Source organism: Candidatus Alistipes pullistercoris (assembly GCF_027665465.1).
GTDB lineage: Bacteria > Bacteroidota > Bacteroidia > Bacteroidales > Rikenellaceae > Alistipes_A > Alistipes_A hominis.
On the sequence record NZ_JAQDED010000002.1, the window covers coordinates 371278 to 390561 of the forward strand.

Genomic DNA, 19284 nt, shown 5'->3' on the forward strand with positions numbered 1-19284 from the left:
GTAACGCGCCGCCGTTTCCCAGAACCTTACTCTGAACTTACTTCCCGTACAGGCTGCGCGCGATTCCCATTTCGAGCCCTCTCAGTTCGGCCAGGCCGCGCAGGCGGCCGATGCAAGAATAGCCCGGATTGGTCTTCTTGCGCAGGTCGTCGCACATCTGATGCCCGTGATCGGGACGCACCGGAATCGATACGCCGCGACGTTGCTGCAACGCCAACAACGCCTTCATCACGCCGTACATATCCACGTCGCCTTCGAGATGGTTCGCCTCGTAAAAATTACCTTCGTCGTCGCGGCAGGTACTGCGCAGATGGACGAACCCGACGCGATCGCCGAATTCTTCCATCATGGCGGCCAGTTCGTTGTCGCTGCGGACGCCGAACGATCCGGTACAAAGGCAAAGTCCGTTCGAACGGTTCGGAACGGCCGCAATCAATGCACGAAAATCGTCCGCCGTGCTCAGAATACGCGGCAAGCCGAGAATAGGATAAGGCGGATCGTCCGGATGGATCACCAGTTCGACGCCCGCTTCATCGGCCACCGGAGCGATCTCGCGCAGAAAAGCGACCAGGTGTTCGCGCAGCCGGGCGGCGTCGATCCCCTTGTACTGGCCGAGCGCCCCGCGGAATTGTTCGATCGTAAAACTTTCCTCAGCGCCGGGCAATCCGGCGATCATGTTCCGGGTAAGCCGCTCGCGTTCGACCGCATCCATCCGGTCGAAGCGTGCTTCCGCCTTCGCGCGCTCCTGCGACGTATATTCCGCCTCCGCCCCCGGACGCTGCAGAATAAACAGGTCGAACGCCACGAACGCCGCCCGTTCGAAACGAAGCGCTTTCGAGCCGTCCGGCAGCGTATAGGCCAGGTCGGTGCGCGTCCAGTCCAGCACCGGCATAAAATTATAGGTAACGGTACGAATACCGCAGGCGGCCAGGTTGCGCAGGCTCTGCTTGTAATTTTCGATATACCGCTGAAATTCCCCGGTGCGGGTTTTGATCCGCTCATGGACCGGAACACTCTCGACGACGCTCCATACCAACCCGGCATCGGCAACCGTCCGCTGTCGTTTGCGGATCTCATCGACGCTCCATGTCTCCCCGTTGGGAATATGATGCAACGCCGTTACCACGTCCGTAGCCCCGGCCTGCCGGATATCCCAAAGGCCGACCGGATCGTCCGGCCCGTACCAGCGCCATGCCTGTTTACACAAATACATATTCTTTATCCGTTTTATGGATTCCCTATCGCAAAAATACGATTTCCGTTCTAAATCGAAAAAGCGTCGAAACCGCCGTCGATAACCGTGACCGTGCCCGAGACGAAACGCGAGGCATCGCTGGCGAGCCACTGCAGCGTACCGAGCAACTCTTCGGGTTCGCCGAAGCGGCGGAACGGCGTATGGCCGAGGATCGCCTCGGAACGCGGCGTCAAGCTGCCGTCCGGATTGGTCAGCAGCGCACGGTTCTGTTCGGTCAGGAAAAAGCCCGGAGCGATCGCATTCACCCGGAAGCCGTCGCCGTACTTCAGCGCCAGTTCGCCGCACAGGTACTTCGTAAAGTTGACTACCGCCGCCTTAGCCACTCCGTACCCGGCTACCCGGCTCAGCGGGCGGATCGCCGATTCGGACGCGATGTTGATGATCGAACCGCCGCGGGCCGCAACCATCGCGCGGGCGAACGCCATCGTCGGCAGCACCGTCCCGAACAGGTTCAGATCGACCACGTCCCGGAATGCCTTCATATCCAGGTCGAAGATCGTCTTATCCGGCGCGATCGTGGCCCCGGGCATATTGCCGCCGGCCCCGTTGATCAGCACGTCGATCCGGCCGTAACGTTCCATGATTTCCGAATACGCCCGTTCGATGTCCTCCTTATTCAGCACGTCGGCCGCCACGAACAACGCGTCCCCGCCGGCCGCCGCGGCTTCCCGCTGAAGGGCAAGCCCGGTTTCGGCCTTGCGGCCCATCAGCACGACCCGGGCGCCCTGTTCGGCGAAATGGAGCACCATCGAGCGTCCCAACACCCCGGTAGCCCCGGTAATCGCCACGACCCGGTCTTTTACGCAAAACAAATTTTTCATCATCGAATACCTTAAAAAATGAACCGCATGAATTTCATGATCGGATATTCCGAGGGGTAAAGATACCAAAATTTCCGTATCCGCGACACCCGCACGCCTCGTCCGAAACGTTTTTCCGGACACTTTTCCCGTCCGGATTTGCAATATTGGCAAATGATTGTTTATTTTGTACATTGTGAATTGTGACGTTTCATCCAGACTTCGTATCATGAAAAAGATCCTGTTGCCGGTCCCGGCGCTGTGTGTCGGCGTATTGTTGTGCCTGTCGTTGCGGGGAGAAGCCCCTTCGCGGCTAACGACCGACCTCGCGGAACATACCGACCGAGTCTGGATCGGCGGTTATCCGTCGCAAGTGACGCTGGAACAGGCGGACAAGATCGTCGAACCGGCCCGGTTCGTTACGATCGGCAGCCGGCGGCCGTCGTTCGGCTGGCAGGTCAACGATTCGCGCAGCGACGTAATGCAGACCGCTTGCCGCATCCTGCTGGCTTCGTCGCCCGGAACGCTCGCAACCGACTCGGCCGACCTGTGGGACAGCGGCGTAATTCCGGGAGACCGCAGCGTAGCCGTCCCGTATGCCGGCAAGGCACTGGAGCCCGGCAAAATCTACTACTGGAAAGTGATGACTTTCAACAACGGCAATCCGCAGCCGTGGTCGGCCGTCAAGGCGTTCCGCACGGCAGATTCGCTGACCGAATACGCCACGCCGGCCTACCCGCTCGAAAAAACGGACAACGGCTTACCGAAAACGACCCAAAAACTCTCCGATCGGCTCGTTTTCGCCGACTTCGGTTACGACGCGTTCGGACAGCTCCGGCTGACGCTTTGCTCGCACGCCGGCGGCGACACGGTGACCGTCCGCCTCGGCGAATGCCTGAAAGACGGACGCATCGACCCGGCTCCGGGAGGCTCCCGCCGTTTCCTGAGCCAGCGCCTCGCACTGCTGCCGGGCATACGCACTTACACCGTAAAAATACCGGCGGACGCGCGCAACACCGGCCCTCAGGCCGTTCGGATGCCGGACTATATCGGGGAAGTCTATCCGTTCCGCTACTGCGAGATCGAAGGCGATGCGATCGGCAACGGCACGGGTATCATCAGCCGGCAGGTCGTAAACTACCCGTTCGACGATCTCGCGGCGGAATTCGCCAGTTCCGACACGACGCTGAACCAGGTATGGGAACTGTGCAAATACTCGATCAAAGCGACCTCTTTCGCCGGATTATATGTGGACGGCGACCGCGAACGCATCCCTTACGAAGCCGACGCGCTGATCAACCAACTGTCGCACTACTGCGTCGACCGCGAATACACGATGGCGCGGCGTAGCCACGAATACCTGCTCGGGAACGCCACTTGGCCGACCGAATGGATCCTGCAATCGGTGCTGATCGCCTGGTACGACTACCTGTACACCGGCGACCTGCGGGCCGTAAAAACGCATTACGAGACGCTGAAAAACAAGACGCTGACCGCACTGTCCGGCACGGACGGATTCGTCAGCCTCACGCCGGAGAAACTGACGCCCGAACTGTACGCGTCGATCAACCTGCGGGGACAAACGCTGAAAAATATCGTCGACTGGCCGCACACGGGGATCCTGGGACTCGGCAAGGCGGAAGGGGGCGAAACCGACGGTTTCGTATTCCGCGACGTCAACACGGTGGTCAACGCTTACCACTACTGCGCGCTGGAACTGATGGCCCGCATGGCAGGAGCCGCCGGAGAGTCGGAAGATTCCGCCGCATACGCCCGGGCGGCCGGCCGTCTGGCGGACAATTTCAACAAACAACTGTTCAATAAAAAAACCGGCGCTTACCGCGACGGCATCGGCACCGACCACTGCTCGCTGCACGCCAACATGTTCCCGCTCTGCTTCGGACTCGCCGACGTAAAACGGGCGCAGTCCGTTGCGGATTTCGTCAAGACGCGGGGCATGGCCTGCAGCGTCTACGGTTCGCAATTCTTGATGGACGGGCTGTACGAAGCGGGCGAAGCCGATTATGCGCTGCAACTGCTCACGTCGGACGCCGAACGCAGTTGGTACAACATGATCCGCGTCGGCTCGACCATTTCGCTGGAAGCCTGGGACGACAAATACAAACCGAATCAGGACTGGAACCACGCTTGGGGCGCGGCCCCAGCCAACATCATCCCGCGCAGGCTGATGGGCGTCGTACCGACCGAACCGGGTTTTTCGCGCATCGAAATCCGCCCGCAGCCGGCCGGACTCGAAAAAGCCTCGCTGCGGATACCCACGATACGGGGCGACGTGGAAACGGCGTTCGAAAACACGCCCGACCGTTTCACGCTGACGACCGTCGTACCGGCCAACGTGAAAGCCGATGTCTACCTGCCGCTGCCCGCCGGCACCAAAAATTACGACGTGACCGTCAACGGGAAGCCTGCAGGACAGACCGTCCGCGAAGGAAATTTTATAAAGATCGCGGATCAGGGTTCCGGAAAAAACGCATATATTCTGAACACTAAATAACTTAATCAAACCAAACACAAACAACCGAAATGAAAAAACTTTTTATCTGTGCATTCCTCGTGTATGCCGCTTCGCTTCAGGCGCAACCGATGGGCAAGGGCAACCTGCCCCCCGTATTCCCGAAAGAAGTGGCCGAAAAGACACAATTCGATACCCGTACGCGTGCGTATATTTCGCCCGTGCGCGTGATGTGGACGCAGAACGGCGACCTGATCACCGGCTCCGAGAACCTGTTGTTGCAAGGCAACGGGCAGGCTACGACGGCCAATACCCCGAAAACCGTTTTCGTATCCAAAGAGGGTAAGCGTCCGTCGATCCTGCTGGATTTCGGTCGTGAAATCCACGGGGGACTGCAGTTCGTAACCTGCATTCGCGCATCGACCAAACCCGTCAAGGTACGCGTGCGCCTCGGCGAATCGGTCGGCGAAGCGATGTGCGAGATCACGAAGGAAAACGGCGCGACGAACGACCACGCGATGCGCGACTATACGATCGAACTGCCGTGGCTGGGCGTCTGCGAAGTCGGGAACTCCGGCTTCCGTTTCGTCCGGATCGACATGCTCGAAGACGACGTCGAACTGCCGATCAAGGAGATCCGCGCCAGCCTGCTATACCGCGACATCCCGTACCTCGGCTCGTTCCGTTCGAACGATCCGCGCGTGGACAGCATCTGGGCGACCGGCGCCTACACGCTGCACCTGAACCTGCAGGAATACCTCGTAGAGGCCCCGAAGCGCGACCGCCTGGTATGGCTCGGCGACCTGCATCCCGAAGTGCGTACCGCGCTGGCCGTATTCGGCGACAACGAGGCGCTTTCGCGCGGCCTGGACTTCGCCCGCGACGAAACCCCGCTGCCGGGCTGGATGAACGGCATGTGCTCCTATTCGCTGTGGTGGGTGCTGATCCACCGCGACTACTACATGTACCGCGGCGACCTGAATTACCTGAAACAGCAGCAACAATACCTCAGCGACCTGATGAAGATCCTGATGAGCAAGGTGGACGCCGAAGGCCGTGAACACCTCGACGGCGGCGGACGCTTCCTCGACTGGCCGACCAGCGAAGACACGTTGGCCGTCAACGCCGGCCTGCACGCGCTGATGCTGATGACTTTCGAAGCCGGAGCCGAAATGCTGAACGCATTGGGCGACAAAGAACTGGCCGCACAATGCACCGCAACCGCCGACCGGATGAAAAAAGTAACGCCCGACTACAAAACGTCGAAACAGTCCGCCGCACTGATCGCCCTGGCCGGCATCGTTCCGGCCGAAACGGCCAACAAGGAAGTGCTCGAAGTGGGCGGCGCCCACGGTTTCTCGACCTTCTACGGCTATTACATGCTGAAGGCCCAAGCCTTGGCCGGAGACTATACCGATGCGATCCAGAACATGAAGGACTACTGGGGCGGTATGCTCGACCTCGGCGCTACGACTTTCTGGGAAGACTTCGACATCAACTGGAAGAAAAACGCCGCACGGATCGACGAGCTGATCCCGGCCGGTAAAGTAGACGTTCACCGCACTTACGGCGACTACTGCTACAAAGGCTACCGTCACAGCCTGGCGCACGGATGGGCATCGGGGCCGACGGCATGGCTCAGCGAATACGTGCTCGGCGTGAAGATCGTCGAACCGGGTTGCAAAGCCGTGAAGATCGAACCGAACCTCGGCGGTCTCGAATGGGTCGAAGGAACCGTTCCGACGCCGTACGGAGTGATCAAGGTACGTCATGAGAAACAGGCCGACGGGAAGATCAAATCGAAGATCGAAGTCCCGAAAGGCGTGAAAGTGGTAAAATAACGAACCGCGGGAAGCGATTCGGCCGCCAGGGAGGCAGCCTGTGAAAATAAGGGTATCAAAAAATATATTTTTTATATCATTATTTTCACAGGCATATCCCTTGTTTTAGGTACATTTGCTTTCACAAAAACACGGCATCCGTCGGCAACAGCCGGACAATAAGATACGGATGCAGCTTTCGGACATGCGGCGGAAAACGACGGCGCGCCGAAAGACATGGAGGTTACAAAGAGGCAACGCGACAGAGAGACACGAAAGAAATCGTATCGCAGACGGAACGAGCAACCGGGGCTGAAAACCGGGACGGTCGGGACGGCGCGAAAAGCCGGAGCAACGAGGACGCGGGGATTCCCCCGCACAATCTGCAAACTCCGAAAAACGATCTCAGCGTGTTCGGTTTTCGGAAATTTGATTTGCGACGGCTGTTCGGACAGCTTATTAAGCCAAACAAATTAAATAAACTTAAAAACCGAAAACCGATGAAACAAATTTCATTTCTGGCGTTCGACCTTGGAGCAACCAGCGGCCGTACCATCCTGGGGACGCTGAACGAAGGCAAACTCCAGATGAAGGAACTGACCCGCTTCCCGAACCAGATCCTCGAACTGAACGGACACGCTTACTGGAACATCTTCTCGCTGTACGAACACCTGAAGGCCGGCATGATCGCCGCCGCCAAGGAAGACGTGGAGATCACCTCGATCGGCATCGACACCTGGGGCGTCGATTTCGTATTCCTCGGCGAAGACGGTCAGATCCTGGGTATTCCGCACGCTTACCGCGACCAGCACACGACAGGAGCGCCGGAAGAATATTTCGAGAAGGTATTGCCCCGCAAAGAGGTATACGATATCACCGGCATCCAGATCATGAACTTCAACAGCCTGTACCAGCTCTACGCGATGAAGCGCGACAACTCGTCGCTGCTGAACGCCGCGAAAGAAGCGCTGTTCATTCCGGACGCGCTGAGCTACATGCTGACCGGCAAGAAAGTGGTCGAATATACGATCGCATCCACGTCGCAGATACTGAACCCGCGCACCAAGAAGTTCGAAACCTGCCTGCTCGAAAAAATGGGCGTGAAGGCCAACCTGTTCGGCGACATCGTGATGCCGGGTTACGTGATCGGTACGCTGACCGATGCGCTGGCCGCAGAAACCGGACTGGGCAAACTGCCGGTGGTAGCCGTTGCCGGTCATGACACCGCATCGGCCGTGGCAGCCGTTCCGGCCAAAAACGAAAAATTCGCTTATCTGAGCTCCGGCACCTGGTCGTTGATGGGGATCGAAGTCAAAGACCCGATCATCACCGAAGAAACTTCGCGCCTGAACATCACCAACGAAGGCGGCGTCGAAGGCACTACCCGACTGCTGAAGAACATCACCGGCATGTGGATTCTCGAACAGTGCATCAAAGAGTGGCGTAAAGAAGCGATCGAATACACTTACCCCGAAATCGTCAAAATGGCGCGCGACGCCGCTCCGTTCCAGTCGTTCATCGACCCGGACGACGAATCGTTCGCCAATCCTCCCAGCATGATCAAGGCGATCAAGGACTTCTGCCTCAGAACCGGCCAGAAAGTTCCGCGCAACCACTCCGAACTGATCCGCTGCATCTTCGAAAGCCTCGCGCTGAAATACAAGAACGTGCTCGATAAGTTCCGTTCGCTGGCTCCGTTCCCGATCGAACGGCTGCACATTATCGGCGGGGGCGCAAAGAACCGCCTGCTAAACCAGTTCACGGCCAACGCAACCGGCGTAACCGTCGTCGCCGGCCCGTCGGAAGGCACGGCCATCGGCAACATCATGCTGCAGGCGCGCGCCGCAGGTTGCGTCAATTCGCTGCAGGAGATGCGCGACATGATCGGCGAAGCCATCGAGATCGAAACGTTCACGCCGGAAGATACCGACGCATGGAACGCCGCTTACGAACGCATCAAATCGCTGATCAAATAATTCCGTTCCGCCGGATTCGGTAACGACAGAAAACAACAATCATTCAATACTCTTTAACTTAAAACAAAAACCATGAAAGACGCAAAAATCCAGCAAGCCTACGAGGCCGCCAAAGCACGCTATGCCGAAATCGGTGTCGATACCGACGCCGTACTGGAACAGATCGCCAAAGTATCCCTGTCGCTGCACTGCTGGCAGACGGACGACGTAACCGGTTTCGAAAACCCGGACGGCCAGCTTTCGGGCGGTATTCAGGCTACCGGCAACTATCCCGGCAAAGCCCGCAACATCGAAGAAGTGCGCAAAGACATCGAAAAGGTGAAAAGCCTGCTGCCGGGTAATCACCGTCTGAACATCCACGCCATCTACGGCGACTTCGGCGGTCAAAAGGTAGACCGCGATCAGATCGAACCGAAACACTTCCAGAGTTGGATCGACTGGGCGAAAGCCAACAACATGAAACTGGACTTCAACAGCACCAGCTTCTCGCACCCGAAGAGCGGCGACCAGTCGCTGTCGAACCGCGACAAAGGCATCCGCGACTTCTGGATCGAACACACCATCCGCAGCCGTAAGATCGCCGACGAAATGGGTAAACAGCTCGGCGACAAAGCCTGCCACAACCTGTGGATCCACGACGGTTCGAAAGATATGACCGTCGACCGTTACCTGTACCGTTCGCTGCTGAAAGACTCGCTCGATCAGATCTTCGCCCACAAATTCGCAAACGTGAAAGACGCCGTCGAGAGCAAAGTATTCGGCGTGGGCCTCGAAAGCTACACGGTAGGTTCGCACGAGTTCTACATGGGTTACGCCGTACAGAACGGCATCATGTGCACGCTCGACATGGGTCACTTCCACCCGACCGAAGAGACTTACGACAAGATCTCGTCGCTGCTGCTCTTCACGCCGGAAATCATGCTGCACGTAAGCCGTCCGGTACGTTGGGACAGCGACCACGTGGTTATCCTGAACGACAGCGTACAATTGCTGGCACAGGAAATCGTATGGGCCAACGCACTGAACAAGACCAATATCGGTCTCGACTACTTCGACGCTTCGATCAACCGGATCGGCGCATACGTGGTAGGTAGCCGCGCTACGCAGAAAGCGTTCCTGCAGGCACTGCTGACCCCGATCAGCAAACTGCGCCAGTATGAAGCGAACGGCCAGTTGTTCCAGCGCATGGCTGTGCTCGAAGAAGCCAAGAGTATGCCGTGGGCTGCCGTGTACGACTACTTCTGCTACAAGAACAACGTTCCCGTTGCCGAAGACTACATCACGGAAATCGAAAAATACGAAAAGGAAATTACCTCTAAGAGATAATATCCGATATTAACCAAGCGAGCTGTCCGTGCATGTGTTTTTCTCCCGAAAAACGACATGTGCGGATAGCTTGTTAAAAACTACTGATTCATATGGAAATTTTACTGGGTTTACTTATCATCGCGATAGGCAGTTTCGGGCAGTCAAGCTCGTACGTGCCGATCAATAAAGTGAAGAACTGGGCTTGGGAAAGCTTCTGGATCGTCCAGGGCATTTTCGCATGGCTCGTATTTCCGCTGCTCGGCGCGCTGCTGGGCGTTCCCGAAGGAATGGGACTGTTCGAACTGCTCGGAAACGGCGGCGCTGCAAAAGCCATCGTTTACGGCATATTGTGGGGCGTCGGCGGTCTGACGTTCGGACTCAGCATGCGCTACCTGGGCGTTGCGCTCGGGCAGTCGATCTCGTTGGGAACCTGTGCCGGATTCGGTACGCTGCTGCCGGCCATTTTCGCCGGCACGAACCTGTTCCAGGGCCAGGGTCTGATCCTGCTGGTAGGCGTGTGCATCACGCTAGCCGGTATCGCCGTGATCGGTTACGCCGGTTCGCTGCGCTCGAAAAACATGACCGAAGAGGAGAAAAAAGCCGCTATCAAAGATTTCGCGTTGACCAAAGGTCTGCTCGTAGCCCTGCTGGCCGGCGTAATGAGCGCCTGTTTCGCACTCGGTCTCGACGCCGGAACACCGATCAAAGAAGCTGCGCTCACCAACGGCGTGAAACCGCTGTTCGCCGGTCTGCCGGTTATCCTGCTGGTGACTTTCGGCGGATTCCTTACGAATGCCGCTTACTGTATCCAGCAAAATATCAAAAACAAAACGGGAAAAGATTATTTCTCCGTTCCGGGCGGCATTTTCGTAAACAACGTGCTGTTCTGCGCGCTGGCCGGAGTGCTGTGGTATTCACAGTTCTTCGGACTGGAAATGGGCAAGAGCTTCCTGGTGGATTCGCCGCTGCTGATGGCCTTCTCATGGAGCATCCTGATGTCGCTGAACGTAACGTTCTCGAACGTATGGGGCATCCTGCTCAAAGAATGGAAAGGCTGCAATTCGAAAACGATCTCCGTACTGGTCATCGGTCTGGTGATCCTGGTATTCTCGGTATTCGCACCGTCGCTGATGAACATGGCGTTCGGATACTAAACCGGATAAAACCTATTCGAATTCCGGAACCGACTCCGGTTCCGGAATTCTTAACCAATAAAACTTCAATATTATGAAATGCGCATTTAAAATGAAACTCAAACCCGGTTGCGAGGTAGAGTACGAAAAACGCCACCGCGCGATCTGGCCCGAACTGGTCAAACTGCTGAAAGAAACCGGCGTAAGCGACTACTACATCTTCTGGGACAAGGAGACGAACCTGCTGTTCGCCGTTCAGGAACAGGGAGGCGAGAGCGGTTCGCAGGATCTCGGCACGAATCCGATCGTAAAAAAATGGTGGGACTACATGGCCGACATCATGGACGTGAATCCGGACAACTCGCCGGTTTCGATTCCGCTGAAAGAGGTATTCTACATGGAATAAGACCGGGTCTTCCGGGACGGAGAGGATGACTTCGGTCATCCTCTTTTTTTATTTATTCGCCGCGCTTAAACGACCACCCGAGGAGCAATCATCTAAAAAATCCATTCCGTTGAAATTCCGCGCCCGGTTAGGTTAACCGGATTTTAATGCTTAGATTTGCACCCGAATCAAAAAATACTCCGATGAGAATAAACGATTGATAGTCGGTACTGTTAAACCGACGCCTCGAAGCAACTAACATTTTTCGGTTTATCAACCCGGTCTCATGCAAGACCCCTTATTAATCGTACTTTGATGAGTATTATCCTAAGCGGTGTAAATTACCGCTATACCAACCGGCAACCTCTTTTCGAACCGGTCAACCTATCGGTACTTCCGGGCGAGAAAATCTCGATCGTCGGAAATAACGGAACCGGAAAATCGACCTTGCTAAGGTTGATCGCCGGAGAACTGGCTCCTTCCTGCGGAAGCATCGGCCGTTCCGTCTCCCCTTATTACGTTCCCCAGCAAACGGACATCCGGAGCGAATCGGTCGGCCGGACATTGGGCGTCGCGGAGAAACTCGACGCACTGCGCGCCATCTGCGACGGCAGCGCCAACCCGGATCACTACGACACGCTGGCGGACGACTGGGACATCGAATCCCGCTGTCGTTCCGCTCTCGACGCTTGGGGCCTGCCGCACGTAGAACTAACCGCATCGACCGATTCGCTGAGCGGCGGGGAGAAAACGAGACTTTCTCTGGCTGGACTGACGATCCACCGACCGGCCATCGTACTGCTCGACGAACCCACGAACCACCTCGACCGCACGGGCCGCGACCGGCTTTACGACTACATCCGCACCTGCAAGGCTACGTTGATCGTAGTCAGTCACGATACCTACTTGCTCAATCTGCTCGACCGCACCTGCGAACTCTCCAAGAAAGGGCTCAAAACATACGGAGGAAACTACAATTTCTACCGGGAACAAAAACGAATCGAAGACAGCGCCCTGGAGCAGCGGATCGATTCGGAACAGGCCGCGCTGCGGCTGGCCCGTAAAAAAGCGCAAGAAATCGCGGAACGACAGCAGAAAAGGTTCAACCAAGGAGAACGGAACAAAGACCGGCTTCCCCGCATCCTGCGCAAAGGGGCGAAAGACCGCGGTGAAACAACGATTTCGAAACTCCGGGAAAAACATTCGGACATCGTCGGCCTGAACGAAAAGCGGCTGAACGATCTGCGGCGACAGCGCGGAACGGCGTGCCGGTTCAAAATCGATTTCGACGATGCGCTGCTGCATAACGGGAAACTGCTGATCGCTGCGGACGGAGTGAACTTCGGTTACGACCGGGAGCGCCCGTTGTGGAGAATGCCGCTCGACCTGGAGATCCGCAGCGGCGAACGGATACGTCTTACCGGCAACAACGGCAGCGGCAAAACGACTCTCGTCAGGCTGCTGACAGGAGAACTGTTCCCGACAGCGGGCGAAATCCGCAGAACCGACTTCTCGTACGTCTGCCTCGACCAGGAATACAGTCTGGTCGACACTCCGCAGACGGTACTGGAACTGGCGCAAAAATACAACCGCAGCAACCTTTGCGACCACGAGATCAAGATGCGGCTCAAGCGGGCCCTATTCGCCGCAGACACGTGGGACACAAGCTGCAACGCGCTGAGCGGCGGCGAAAAGATGCGGCTCTGCCTGTGCTGCCTGATGATCTCGAACCATGTTCCCGATCTATTTATTCTCGACGAACCGACCAATAATCTCGACCTGTCGAGCCTCGCCGTGCTCGCCGATACGATAGGCGATTATCGGGGCACCCTGCTCGTTATCTCCCACGACCGGAACTTCACCGACGAAATAGGAATCACGAAAACCGTCGAACTCGGATAAGCGCCGCTTCCGGAACGCCCCAAAAGAGTCCGGGAAAACGGTATGACGAAATCGTCTCCGTTTTCCCGGACTCTTTTTTACGGTCCGACCCGCGCGTTCCGCTACGAACGACAACGGATCGGATGGAAAATCAATATTTATCCAACTGGGTTTTCAGATAACCTTTTTCTTTCCAGATATTCTCGATCTTTTTCAACCGCTTGCGGAAATCTTCGTAGTATTTCTTGTCCGCAGGCGTCCAGCCGCACTCGGCATAAGCCGCGATACGCGGGAAAATCTGATAATAAAGCCGGTCGAGGTTCGGCGTGAATTCGCCCCACATCTGGCAGCCGGTTCCCAGAATTTTCTCTTTATCGGCATCGGCCAGGCCGTCCGGAATCGGATTGAACGAATAAGCCTTTTCGAACGGGGTCACTTCGTACGGATAGTCCAGGTAAGTGAAGAAACGGTTCGAATTGACCACGTCGTACCCTTTCTCGATCGCTTTGTTCACCAGACTGATATCCCCGTCCCAGAACTGCACGATCGTACCGGGAGCCAATTTCTCGGACTGGCTGGCCTGTACGTGCGCTTCGCCGCGAACATTGTCGCCGGTAATCTCGTTCCAGCCGATCATCCGACACCCTTTCGAGGCGAGGTATTTCGACATCCGGTTGATCGCCCATACCTGCAAATCGGAGCAGGTCGGCAGGCCGTTGGCCTTCATGAAAGCCTGGATCTCCTCCGAATTCTGCCAGTGCGTGTAATTCGCTTCGTCGCCGCCGATATGCACGATCTTCGACGGGAACAGCGCCACCACTTCATCGAGAATATCGTGCAGGAACTCCTCGACCTTCGGGTCGGTCACGTCGTACAGATCGCCTACGACGGCTTTCCCTTCCCTGCGGCTCGTGGCGCCGATCCACGGATAGGCATAGATCGAAGCGGAAGCGTGCCCCGGCACCTCGATCTCGGGAATCACCTTGATCCCCCGGTCGTCGGCATACTTCACGATGTCGCGGATCTCGTCCTGCGTATAATAAGCGCGTTTCGGGAACAACTCGTCCCACTCTTCCGACGTAACGTTCATGTGGTCGAAATCGCGTTTCGAACCGAGTTCGGTCAACTTCGGATATTTTTTGATCTCGATACGCCACCCCTGATCGTCTACCAGATGCCAATGGAACGTATTCATTTTCAGCCGGGCCATCTCGTCCAGCAGATTCTTGACCGTTTCAGCGCCCTGGAAATGACGGCTTTCGTCCTGCATGTAAGCGCGCCACGGGAAAGCCGGCGCATCGGTAATCACGCAGGCCGGTATCGTCACCAGGCCGTTCTGCGGCGTGGTCATCTGGCGCAGCGTCTGCAACGCATAGAGCAACCCCGCACGGGCGTCGGCCGTAGCCACGATCTGCTTTTTGCTGTCCGGGGACATCACGGCCAGGCGATACGCCTCGTCGTTGTTATTCGACGGCACGGCATTGAGTTTAAACGCCAGTTTGGCTTTCTTGGCTTTGGTCGTATAAACCGGATCGATCCCGGCCTCTTTCAGCACCCCGGTCACGTAATCCTGATTCAGGTTCGCTTTCGGATCGAGATAAACCGAAGTCTCCCCGCTCAATACGGCTGCGTTCTGGAAAGCGACGATCTTGACCGGCTTCGGCAGTATCTCGATCGGGTGGTTCTGCGCCCGTGTTCCGTTTACGGCGAACAGCGCCGCGGCAACCAGGCCGATAAAAAGTTTTTTCATAAAGAAGCGTTTTAATGCTTGGTTAATTTAAGTCATTCAAACCGGTTCCGAAAACGGTCAGTAGCGGATAACCGGCGTTTCGCCGTCCCACTCGACTTCCCAGAAACGGATAAAATTGCCGTTCATTTCCCACTTGAAAGCGGAAAAAATCAGACGGCCTTTATCTTCGACGATCTCCCAGCCCGACCACAATCCGTCCGGCGGCCAGTCGAACGGCACCTCTTCCCAGCGGTTCGACATCGGGTCTTTGGTCTTGCAGAGCACTTTCCCGTGTCCGCTGGTAGCGAACATATAATATGTGCCATCATGCTCGAAAACCCGCGGACTTTCGGGCGTCGTAAACGTAATCAGCGCCGGCCCGAGATCTTTCCAACGGATCGCATCGTCCGACGAAGCGAGCGCGATCGCGCCTTTGCCGTCGGCGGTAGTGACCATCGAAAACATCAGGAACTGCCCGCCATATCGCAGGATGTGCGAATCCCGGCAATCCTCCCAACCGGTCGGATTGCGCATCGCCCACTCCGGCGCCGTATAGACCGGATTTTCCGGACAACGTTTCCAGTCGAACAGATCCTTGCTGGTAGCCAGACCGACGGTTTGCTTGCCCAGCCAACGGTCGTCGAACCCGGTATAAACCATGTAGTACGTTCCCTTGTGCTTCACGATGGACGGAGCGGATACGACCTGCCCCTCCCACGTACCGGGAACGACCCGGATGACGCGCGGGTGATGCTCCCAATGCACCAGATCGGTCGAAGTGGCGTGTCCGAACGCCTTCTCGCTGTCCGGTTCCTGCCAGTCCTGCGTATCGTTGGCCACGCCCACGTTGTAGAACAGATGGAACGTACGCCCCTTCTTGATGACGAAATAATCCTTGACGTATTCGCCCTCGCGGGAAAACTGCCCGATTTGCCCGGAATTCGCCCGCATCTTTTCCGGCGCGCGCGCGCCGAGCGGGGAACAAACCCAACAAGCCATCCCCGCCAACAGCAGGAACGCGGCACCCCAACGGTTGATCTTATACATAGCCGAAATGTTTTGCGACAGCGCCCCGGCAGCAACCTGCCGGACCGGATGCCTATTCGATAACGATCAATACGTCTCCTTCGAGCACGGAATCTCCGGTGCCGACGCGAATCTCCGCAACAGTGCCTTCCTTGTCCGAATCGACGTTGTTTTCCATCTTCATCGCTTCGAGCACCATCAGACGCTGTCCGACTTTGACCGCATCGCCGACCGCAACCTTGATGTCGAGGATCACGCCCGGCAGCGGACTCTTGACAGCGCCTCCGCCGGCGGCGGGTTTCGCGGCTGCGGCAGGCGCCGGCTGTGCCGGAGCGGGCGCGGCGGCAGCGACCGGTTTCGCAGCGACGGCTTTTTCCTGGTCGAGCGTCACCGTATAGTTCGTTCCGTTCACCGTCACGTCAGCGCGGTTTCCGTTCAGGTCGTTGACGGCGACCTGGTAATCGTTTCCGTTGATATTCAGTTTATATTCCTTCATGATGATTCGATCTGTCGTTTGTATGAACGGGCGTCCCGACTCCCCGGAAACCGGACCGGCCGCGGCGCCCTGCAATCATTCCCTACCAGCGGCGGTTGCGCTGCGGCAGGCGGGTCATCCCGTAACTTTTGCAATTCCATCCGGAAGCCGCTTTCGCCGTCCGAACGACGGCAGCGGGAGCCGTGCGGGTCTCCCTGCCGTACAGTTCGAGAGCGACGGCAATCGCCGCAACCACTTCGTTTTCGGAAGATGAAGATCCGGATTTTTTGGATGCAAACAATCTGCTGAAAAATCCCTTCATCGCTACAACGGAATATTAGAATGTTTCTTCGGCGGGTTCGCCAGACGCTTGTTGGCCAACGACTGCAACGCCCTCGCAATGCGGAAACGGGTGTTACGCGGCTCGATGATATCGTCGATATAACCGAACCGGGCAGCCACGTACGGATTGGCAAACTTGTCGCGGTACTCCTCCTCCTTCTGGGCTATGAATTCCGCTTTTTTCTGCTCGTCCTCGATCGCAGCGATCTCTTTCGACGACAACACCTCGGTAGCGCCTTTCGGCCCCATAACGGCGATCTCTGCGGTCGGCCACGCATAGTTGATATCGCCGCGCAGGTGTTTCGAACTCATCACGCAGTAAGCTCCGCCGTAGGCCTTGCGCAGGATTACCGTCACTTTCGGAACGGTCGCCTCGCCGTAAGCGAACAGCAGTTTCGCACCGTGGATAATGATTCCTCCGTACTCCTGGGCCGTCCCCGGCAGGAAGCCCGGCACGTCGACAAACGTCACGATCGGAATATTGAACGCATCGCAGAAGCGCACGAAACGGGCCGCCTTGCGCGAAGCGTTGATATCGAGCACCCCGGCCAGGAACTTCGGCTGGTTCGCGATGATCCCGACGCTCTGGCCTCCGAAACGGGCGAAACCGGTCACGATGTTCGGGGCGAATTTCGCCTGGCTCTCCAGGAAATCCCCGCCGTCGACTACGGCATGGATCACGTCCAGCACGTTGTACGGCTTGTTGGGGTTGTCCGGGATGATGTCGTTCAGCACGTCTTCCATCCGGTCGATCGCATCGGTGCAGGCGGCTACCGGAGCGTCCTCCATGTTGTTCGACGGCAGGAAGCTCAGCAGCTTGCGCAGCATTTCGATCCCCTCCTCCTCGGTTTCGGAAACGAAATGGGCCACGCCGCTCTTGGCCGCATGAATCGAAGCGCCGCCCAGTTGTTCCTGCGTCACATCTTCGCCGGTCACGGTCTTCACGACCTTCGGGCCGGTAACGAACATATAGCTGCTGCCCTTGCTCATCAGGATGAAGTCGGTCAACGCGGGCGAATAAACCGCGCCGCCGGCGCAAGGTCCGAAGATAGCCGAGATCTGCGGGATAACGCCCGAAGCGAGGATGTTGCGCTGGAAGATTTCGGTATAACCGGACAAACTGTTCACGCCCTCCTGGATACGCGCGCCGCCCGAATCGTTGATTCCGATCACCGGAGCCCCGTTTTTCATCGCCATATCCATCACTTTGCAGATCTTAGCGGCGAAGGTTTCGGACAGCGAACCGCCGAACACGGTGAAATCCTGCGAGAACACGTACACCTGACGGCCGTTGATCGTACCGTAGCCGGTTACGACGCCGTCGCCGAAATAGGTCTCTTCCTCGAGGCCGAAATTATTGCAGCGGTGCTTTACGAACATATCGAACTCTTCGAAGGAACCTTCGTCGAGCAGTAGCTTAATGCGTTCGCGCGCCGTTTTTTTCCCTTTTTTATGTTGTGAATCGATCCTTTTCTGACCGCCTCCGAGTCTCGCCTGTTCGCGATACCCCATCAATTCTTTGACTTTCTCTTGAATGTCGCTCATTTTAGTTTTGCAGTTATATACGGTTTCAGGTAAATTATTTGTTCTTGTTTTCGCACAGTTCGGTCAGCACGCCGCCGGTAGACTTCGGGTGCAGGAACGCGATGCTAAGCCCTTCGGCGCCTCCGCGCGGAGCCTTGTCGATCAGTTGGATGCCGTTCGCCTCGCATTCGGCCAGACAGTTTTCGATCCCGTCGACGGCAAAAGCCACATGGTGCACGCCTTCGCCCCTCTTTTCGATGAACTTGCCGATCGAACCTTCGGGAGAGGTCGATTCGAGCAGCTCGATCTTCGTGTCTCCGACTTTAAAGAAAGCGGTTTTCACTTTCTGGTCGGCGACCTCTTCGATGTTATAGCATTTGGTTCCGAGCATTTTTTCCCAATACGGGATGGCGGTATCCAAGCTTTTCACTGCGATACCGAGGTGTTCGATGTGCGATACTTTCATGATACAGATTTTTATTTTTAAGTAAGTTAATAGCTGCCGTATGCAATAAGGGGATTATTCAAATCCGAATCTCACAAATTTAGGATTTTATTCTTTAAAATCCAGTATCTACCGGAAAGTTTCTGTCCAAAAAACATACAGTCGCTAAAATCGGTGCAACTTTTGATACTGATTTTCGTTTTATTAATAAGAATACGTATATTTGTTTAATTGTCGTGCTCATGAAAAAGATCATCGTTATAACAGGCATTTTGTTGCTGGCCTTTTCAGGAGTCAAAGCGCAACAACTGATCAACGGGGAAAAAGCTCCGGAACTGAAACTCAGCGAGTGGATCAGCAAGAACCAGTTGCAAAGCGGAAAGCCCACGTTAATCGAGTTCTTTTTCTCGCGCAGCGACCTGAGTATGAAGCGCCTGCCCACCGTGGACGACTTCGCGCGGAATTACGGCAAAAAACTGAACGTAGTCGTCATCGGCTGCGAAACGAAAGATAAGATCCAAAGCGTAATGGACGGAAAAGGATATGCGTTCGCCGTCGCGGTGGACAACGAACACAAGACGTTCACCGCCTACGGAGCGCAGTTCGTCCCGTACGGCGTTTTGCTCGATGCGCGCGGGAAAGTGCTCTGGTTCGGCAATTCGTCGAAATTCGGCGCCGAGGAGCTGAAAAAGACGCTGGAGTGGGAGTAGCC

General features: G+C 56.5%; 16 protein-coding genes. 8 read left to right on the forward strand and 8 right to left on the reverse strand.

Features of this window, described 5'->3' with window-relative positions; all coding sequences use genetic code 11:
• Window positions 1-37: 37 nt before the first annotated feature.
• Window positions 38-1213 carry a mannonate dehydratase gene (gene uxuA, locus PGR91_RS04885; RefSeq protein WP_118656369.1) on the reverse strand — a complete coding sequence of 392 codons (1176 nt, stop codon included), beginning with the start codon at window positions 1211-1213 and terminating at the stop codon, window positions 38-40.
• Window positions 1214-1263: 50 nt separating this feature from the next.
• The gene (locus tag PGR91_RS04890) at window positions 1264-2076 is read right to left on the reverse strand and encodes an SDR family oxidoreductase (protein WP_055203440.1); all 813 of its coding nucleotides are present in this window, start codon (window positions 2074-2076) and stop codon (window positions 1264-1266) included.
• 208 nt (window positions 2077-2284) lie between these two features.
• On the opposite strand from PGR91_RS04890, the gene PGR91_RS04895 reads away from it, so the two are divergent.
• From PGR91_RS04895 to PGR91_RS04925, 7 genes are all read left to right on the forward strand, one after another.
• Window positions 2285-4570 (forward strand): alpha-L-rhamnosidase C-terminal domain-containing protein, encoded by a 2286-nt coding sequence (locus PGR91_RS04895; RefSeq protein WP_118656371.1) that lies wholly within the window; start codon window positions 2285-2287, stop codon window positions 4568-4570.
• A gap of 89 nt (window positions 4571-4659) precedes the next feature.
• A complete protein-coding gene (locus PGR91_RS04900) occupies window positions 4660-6369 on the forward strand; it encodes an alpha-L-rhamnosidase C-terminal domain-containing protein (protein WP_101571625.1) in 1710 nt (569 codons plus the stop codon).
• Between the two features lie 479 nt (window positions 6370-6848).
• Window positions 6849-8324 carry a rhamnulokinase gene (locus PGR91_RS04905; RefSeq protein WP_118656373.1) on the forward strand — a complete coding sequence of 492 codons (1476 nt, stop codon included), beginning with the start codon at window positions 6849-6851 and terminating at the stop codon, window positions 8322-8324.
• A 72-nt stretch (window positions 8325-8396) separates the two neighbouring features.
• Window positions 8397-9650: an L-rhamnose isomerase gene (locus PGR91_RS04910; RefSeq protein ID WP_055201813.1), complete on the forward strand. Its 1254-nt coding sequence runs from the start codon at window positions 8397-8399 to the stop codon at window positions 9648-9650.
• 92 nt (window positions 9651-9742) lie between these two features.
• Window positions 9743-10786 (forward strand): L-rhamnose/proton symporter RhaT, encoded by a 1044-nt coding sequence (gene rhaT, locus PGR91_RS04915; protein ID WP_101571193.1) that lies wholly within the window; start codon window positions 9743-9745, stop codon window positions 10784-10786.
• 70 nt (window positions 10787-10856) lie between these two features.
• Window positions 10857-11171, forward strand: coding sequence for an L-rhamnose mutarotase (gene rhaM / locus PGR91_RS04920; RefSeq protein ID WP_055201816.1), 315 nt, complete (start codon window positions 10857-10859; stop codon window positions 11169-11171).
• Between the two features lie 294 nt (window positions 11172-11465).
• The gene (locus PGR91_RS04925) at window positions 11466-13052 is read left to right on the forward strand and encodes an ABC-F family ATP-binding cassette domain-containing protein (protein ID WP_118458430.1); all 1587 of its coding nucleotides are present in this window, start codon (window positions 11466-11468) and stop codon (window positions 13050-13052) included.
• Between the two features lie 130 nt (window positions 13053-13182).
• Here the strand turns inward: PGR91_RS04925 and PGR91_RS04930 are convergent, their stop codons facing one another.
• The 6 genes from PGR91_RS04930 to mce form a co-directional block, all read right to left on the reverse strand.
• Window positions 13183-14781, reverse strand: coding sequence for a beta-N-acetylhexosaminidase (locus PGR91_RS04930; protein WP_055201821.1), 1599 nt, complete (start codon window positions 14779-14781; stop codon window positions 13183-13185).
• A gap of 57 nt (window positions 14782-14838) precedes the next feature.
• A complete protein-coding gene (locus tag PGR91_RS04935) occupies window positions 14839-15807 on the reverse strand; it encodes a family 43 glycosylhydrolase (RefSeq protein ID WP_055201823.1) in 969 nt (322 codons plus the stop codon).
• Window positions 15808-15859: 52 nt separating this feature from the next.
• Window positions 15860-16282: a biotin/lipoyl-containing protein gene (locus tag PGR91_RS04940; RefSeq protein WP_118656375.1), complete on the reverse strand. Its 423-nt coding sequence runs from the start codon at window positions 16280-16282 to the stop codon at window positions 15860-15862.
• An 82-nt stretch (window positions 16283-16364) separates the two neighbouring features.
• The gene (locus PGR91_RS04945; RefSeq protein WP_055201827.1) at window positions 16365-16583 is read right to left on the reverse strand and encodes a hypothetical protein; all 219 of its coding nucleotides are present in this window, start codon (window positions 16581-16583) and stop codon (window positions 16365-16367) included.
• Window positions 16584-16585: 2 nt separating this feature from the next.
• Window positions 16586-18148 carry an acyl-CoA carboxylase subunit beta gene (locus PGR91_RS04950; RefSeq protein ID WP_118656377.1) on the reverse strand — a complete coding sequence of 521 codons (1563 nt, stop codon included), beginning with the start codon at window positions 18146-18148 and terminating at the stop codon, window positions 16586-16588.
• A 34-nt stretch (window positions 18149-18182) separates the two neighbouring features.
• Complete coding sequence (gene mce / locus PGR91_RS04955) at window positions 18183-18593, reverse strand: methylmalonyl-CoA epimerase (RefSeq protein WP_055201831.1); 411 nt, start codon at window positions 18591-18593, stop codon at window positions 18183-18185.
• A 221-nt stretch (window positions 18594-18814) separates the two neighbouring features.
• Here mce and PGR91_RS04960 point away from each other — a divergent pair, with 221 nt between their 5' ends.
• Complete coding sequence (locus tag PGR91_RS04960; protein WP_055201834.1) at window positions 18815-19282, forward strand: TlpA family protein disulfide reductase; 468 nt, start codon at window positions 18815-18817, stop codon at window positions 19280-19282.
• Window positions 19283-19284: the final 2 nt, after the last annotated feature.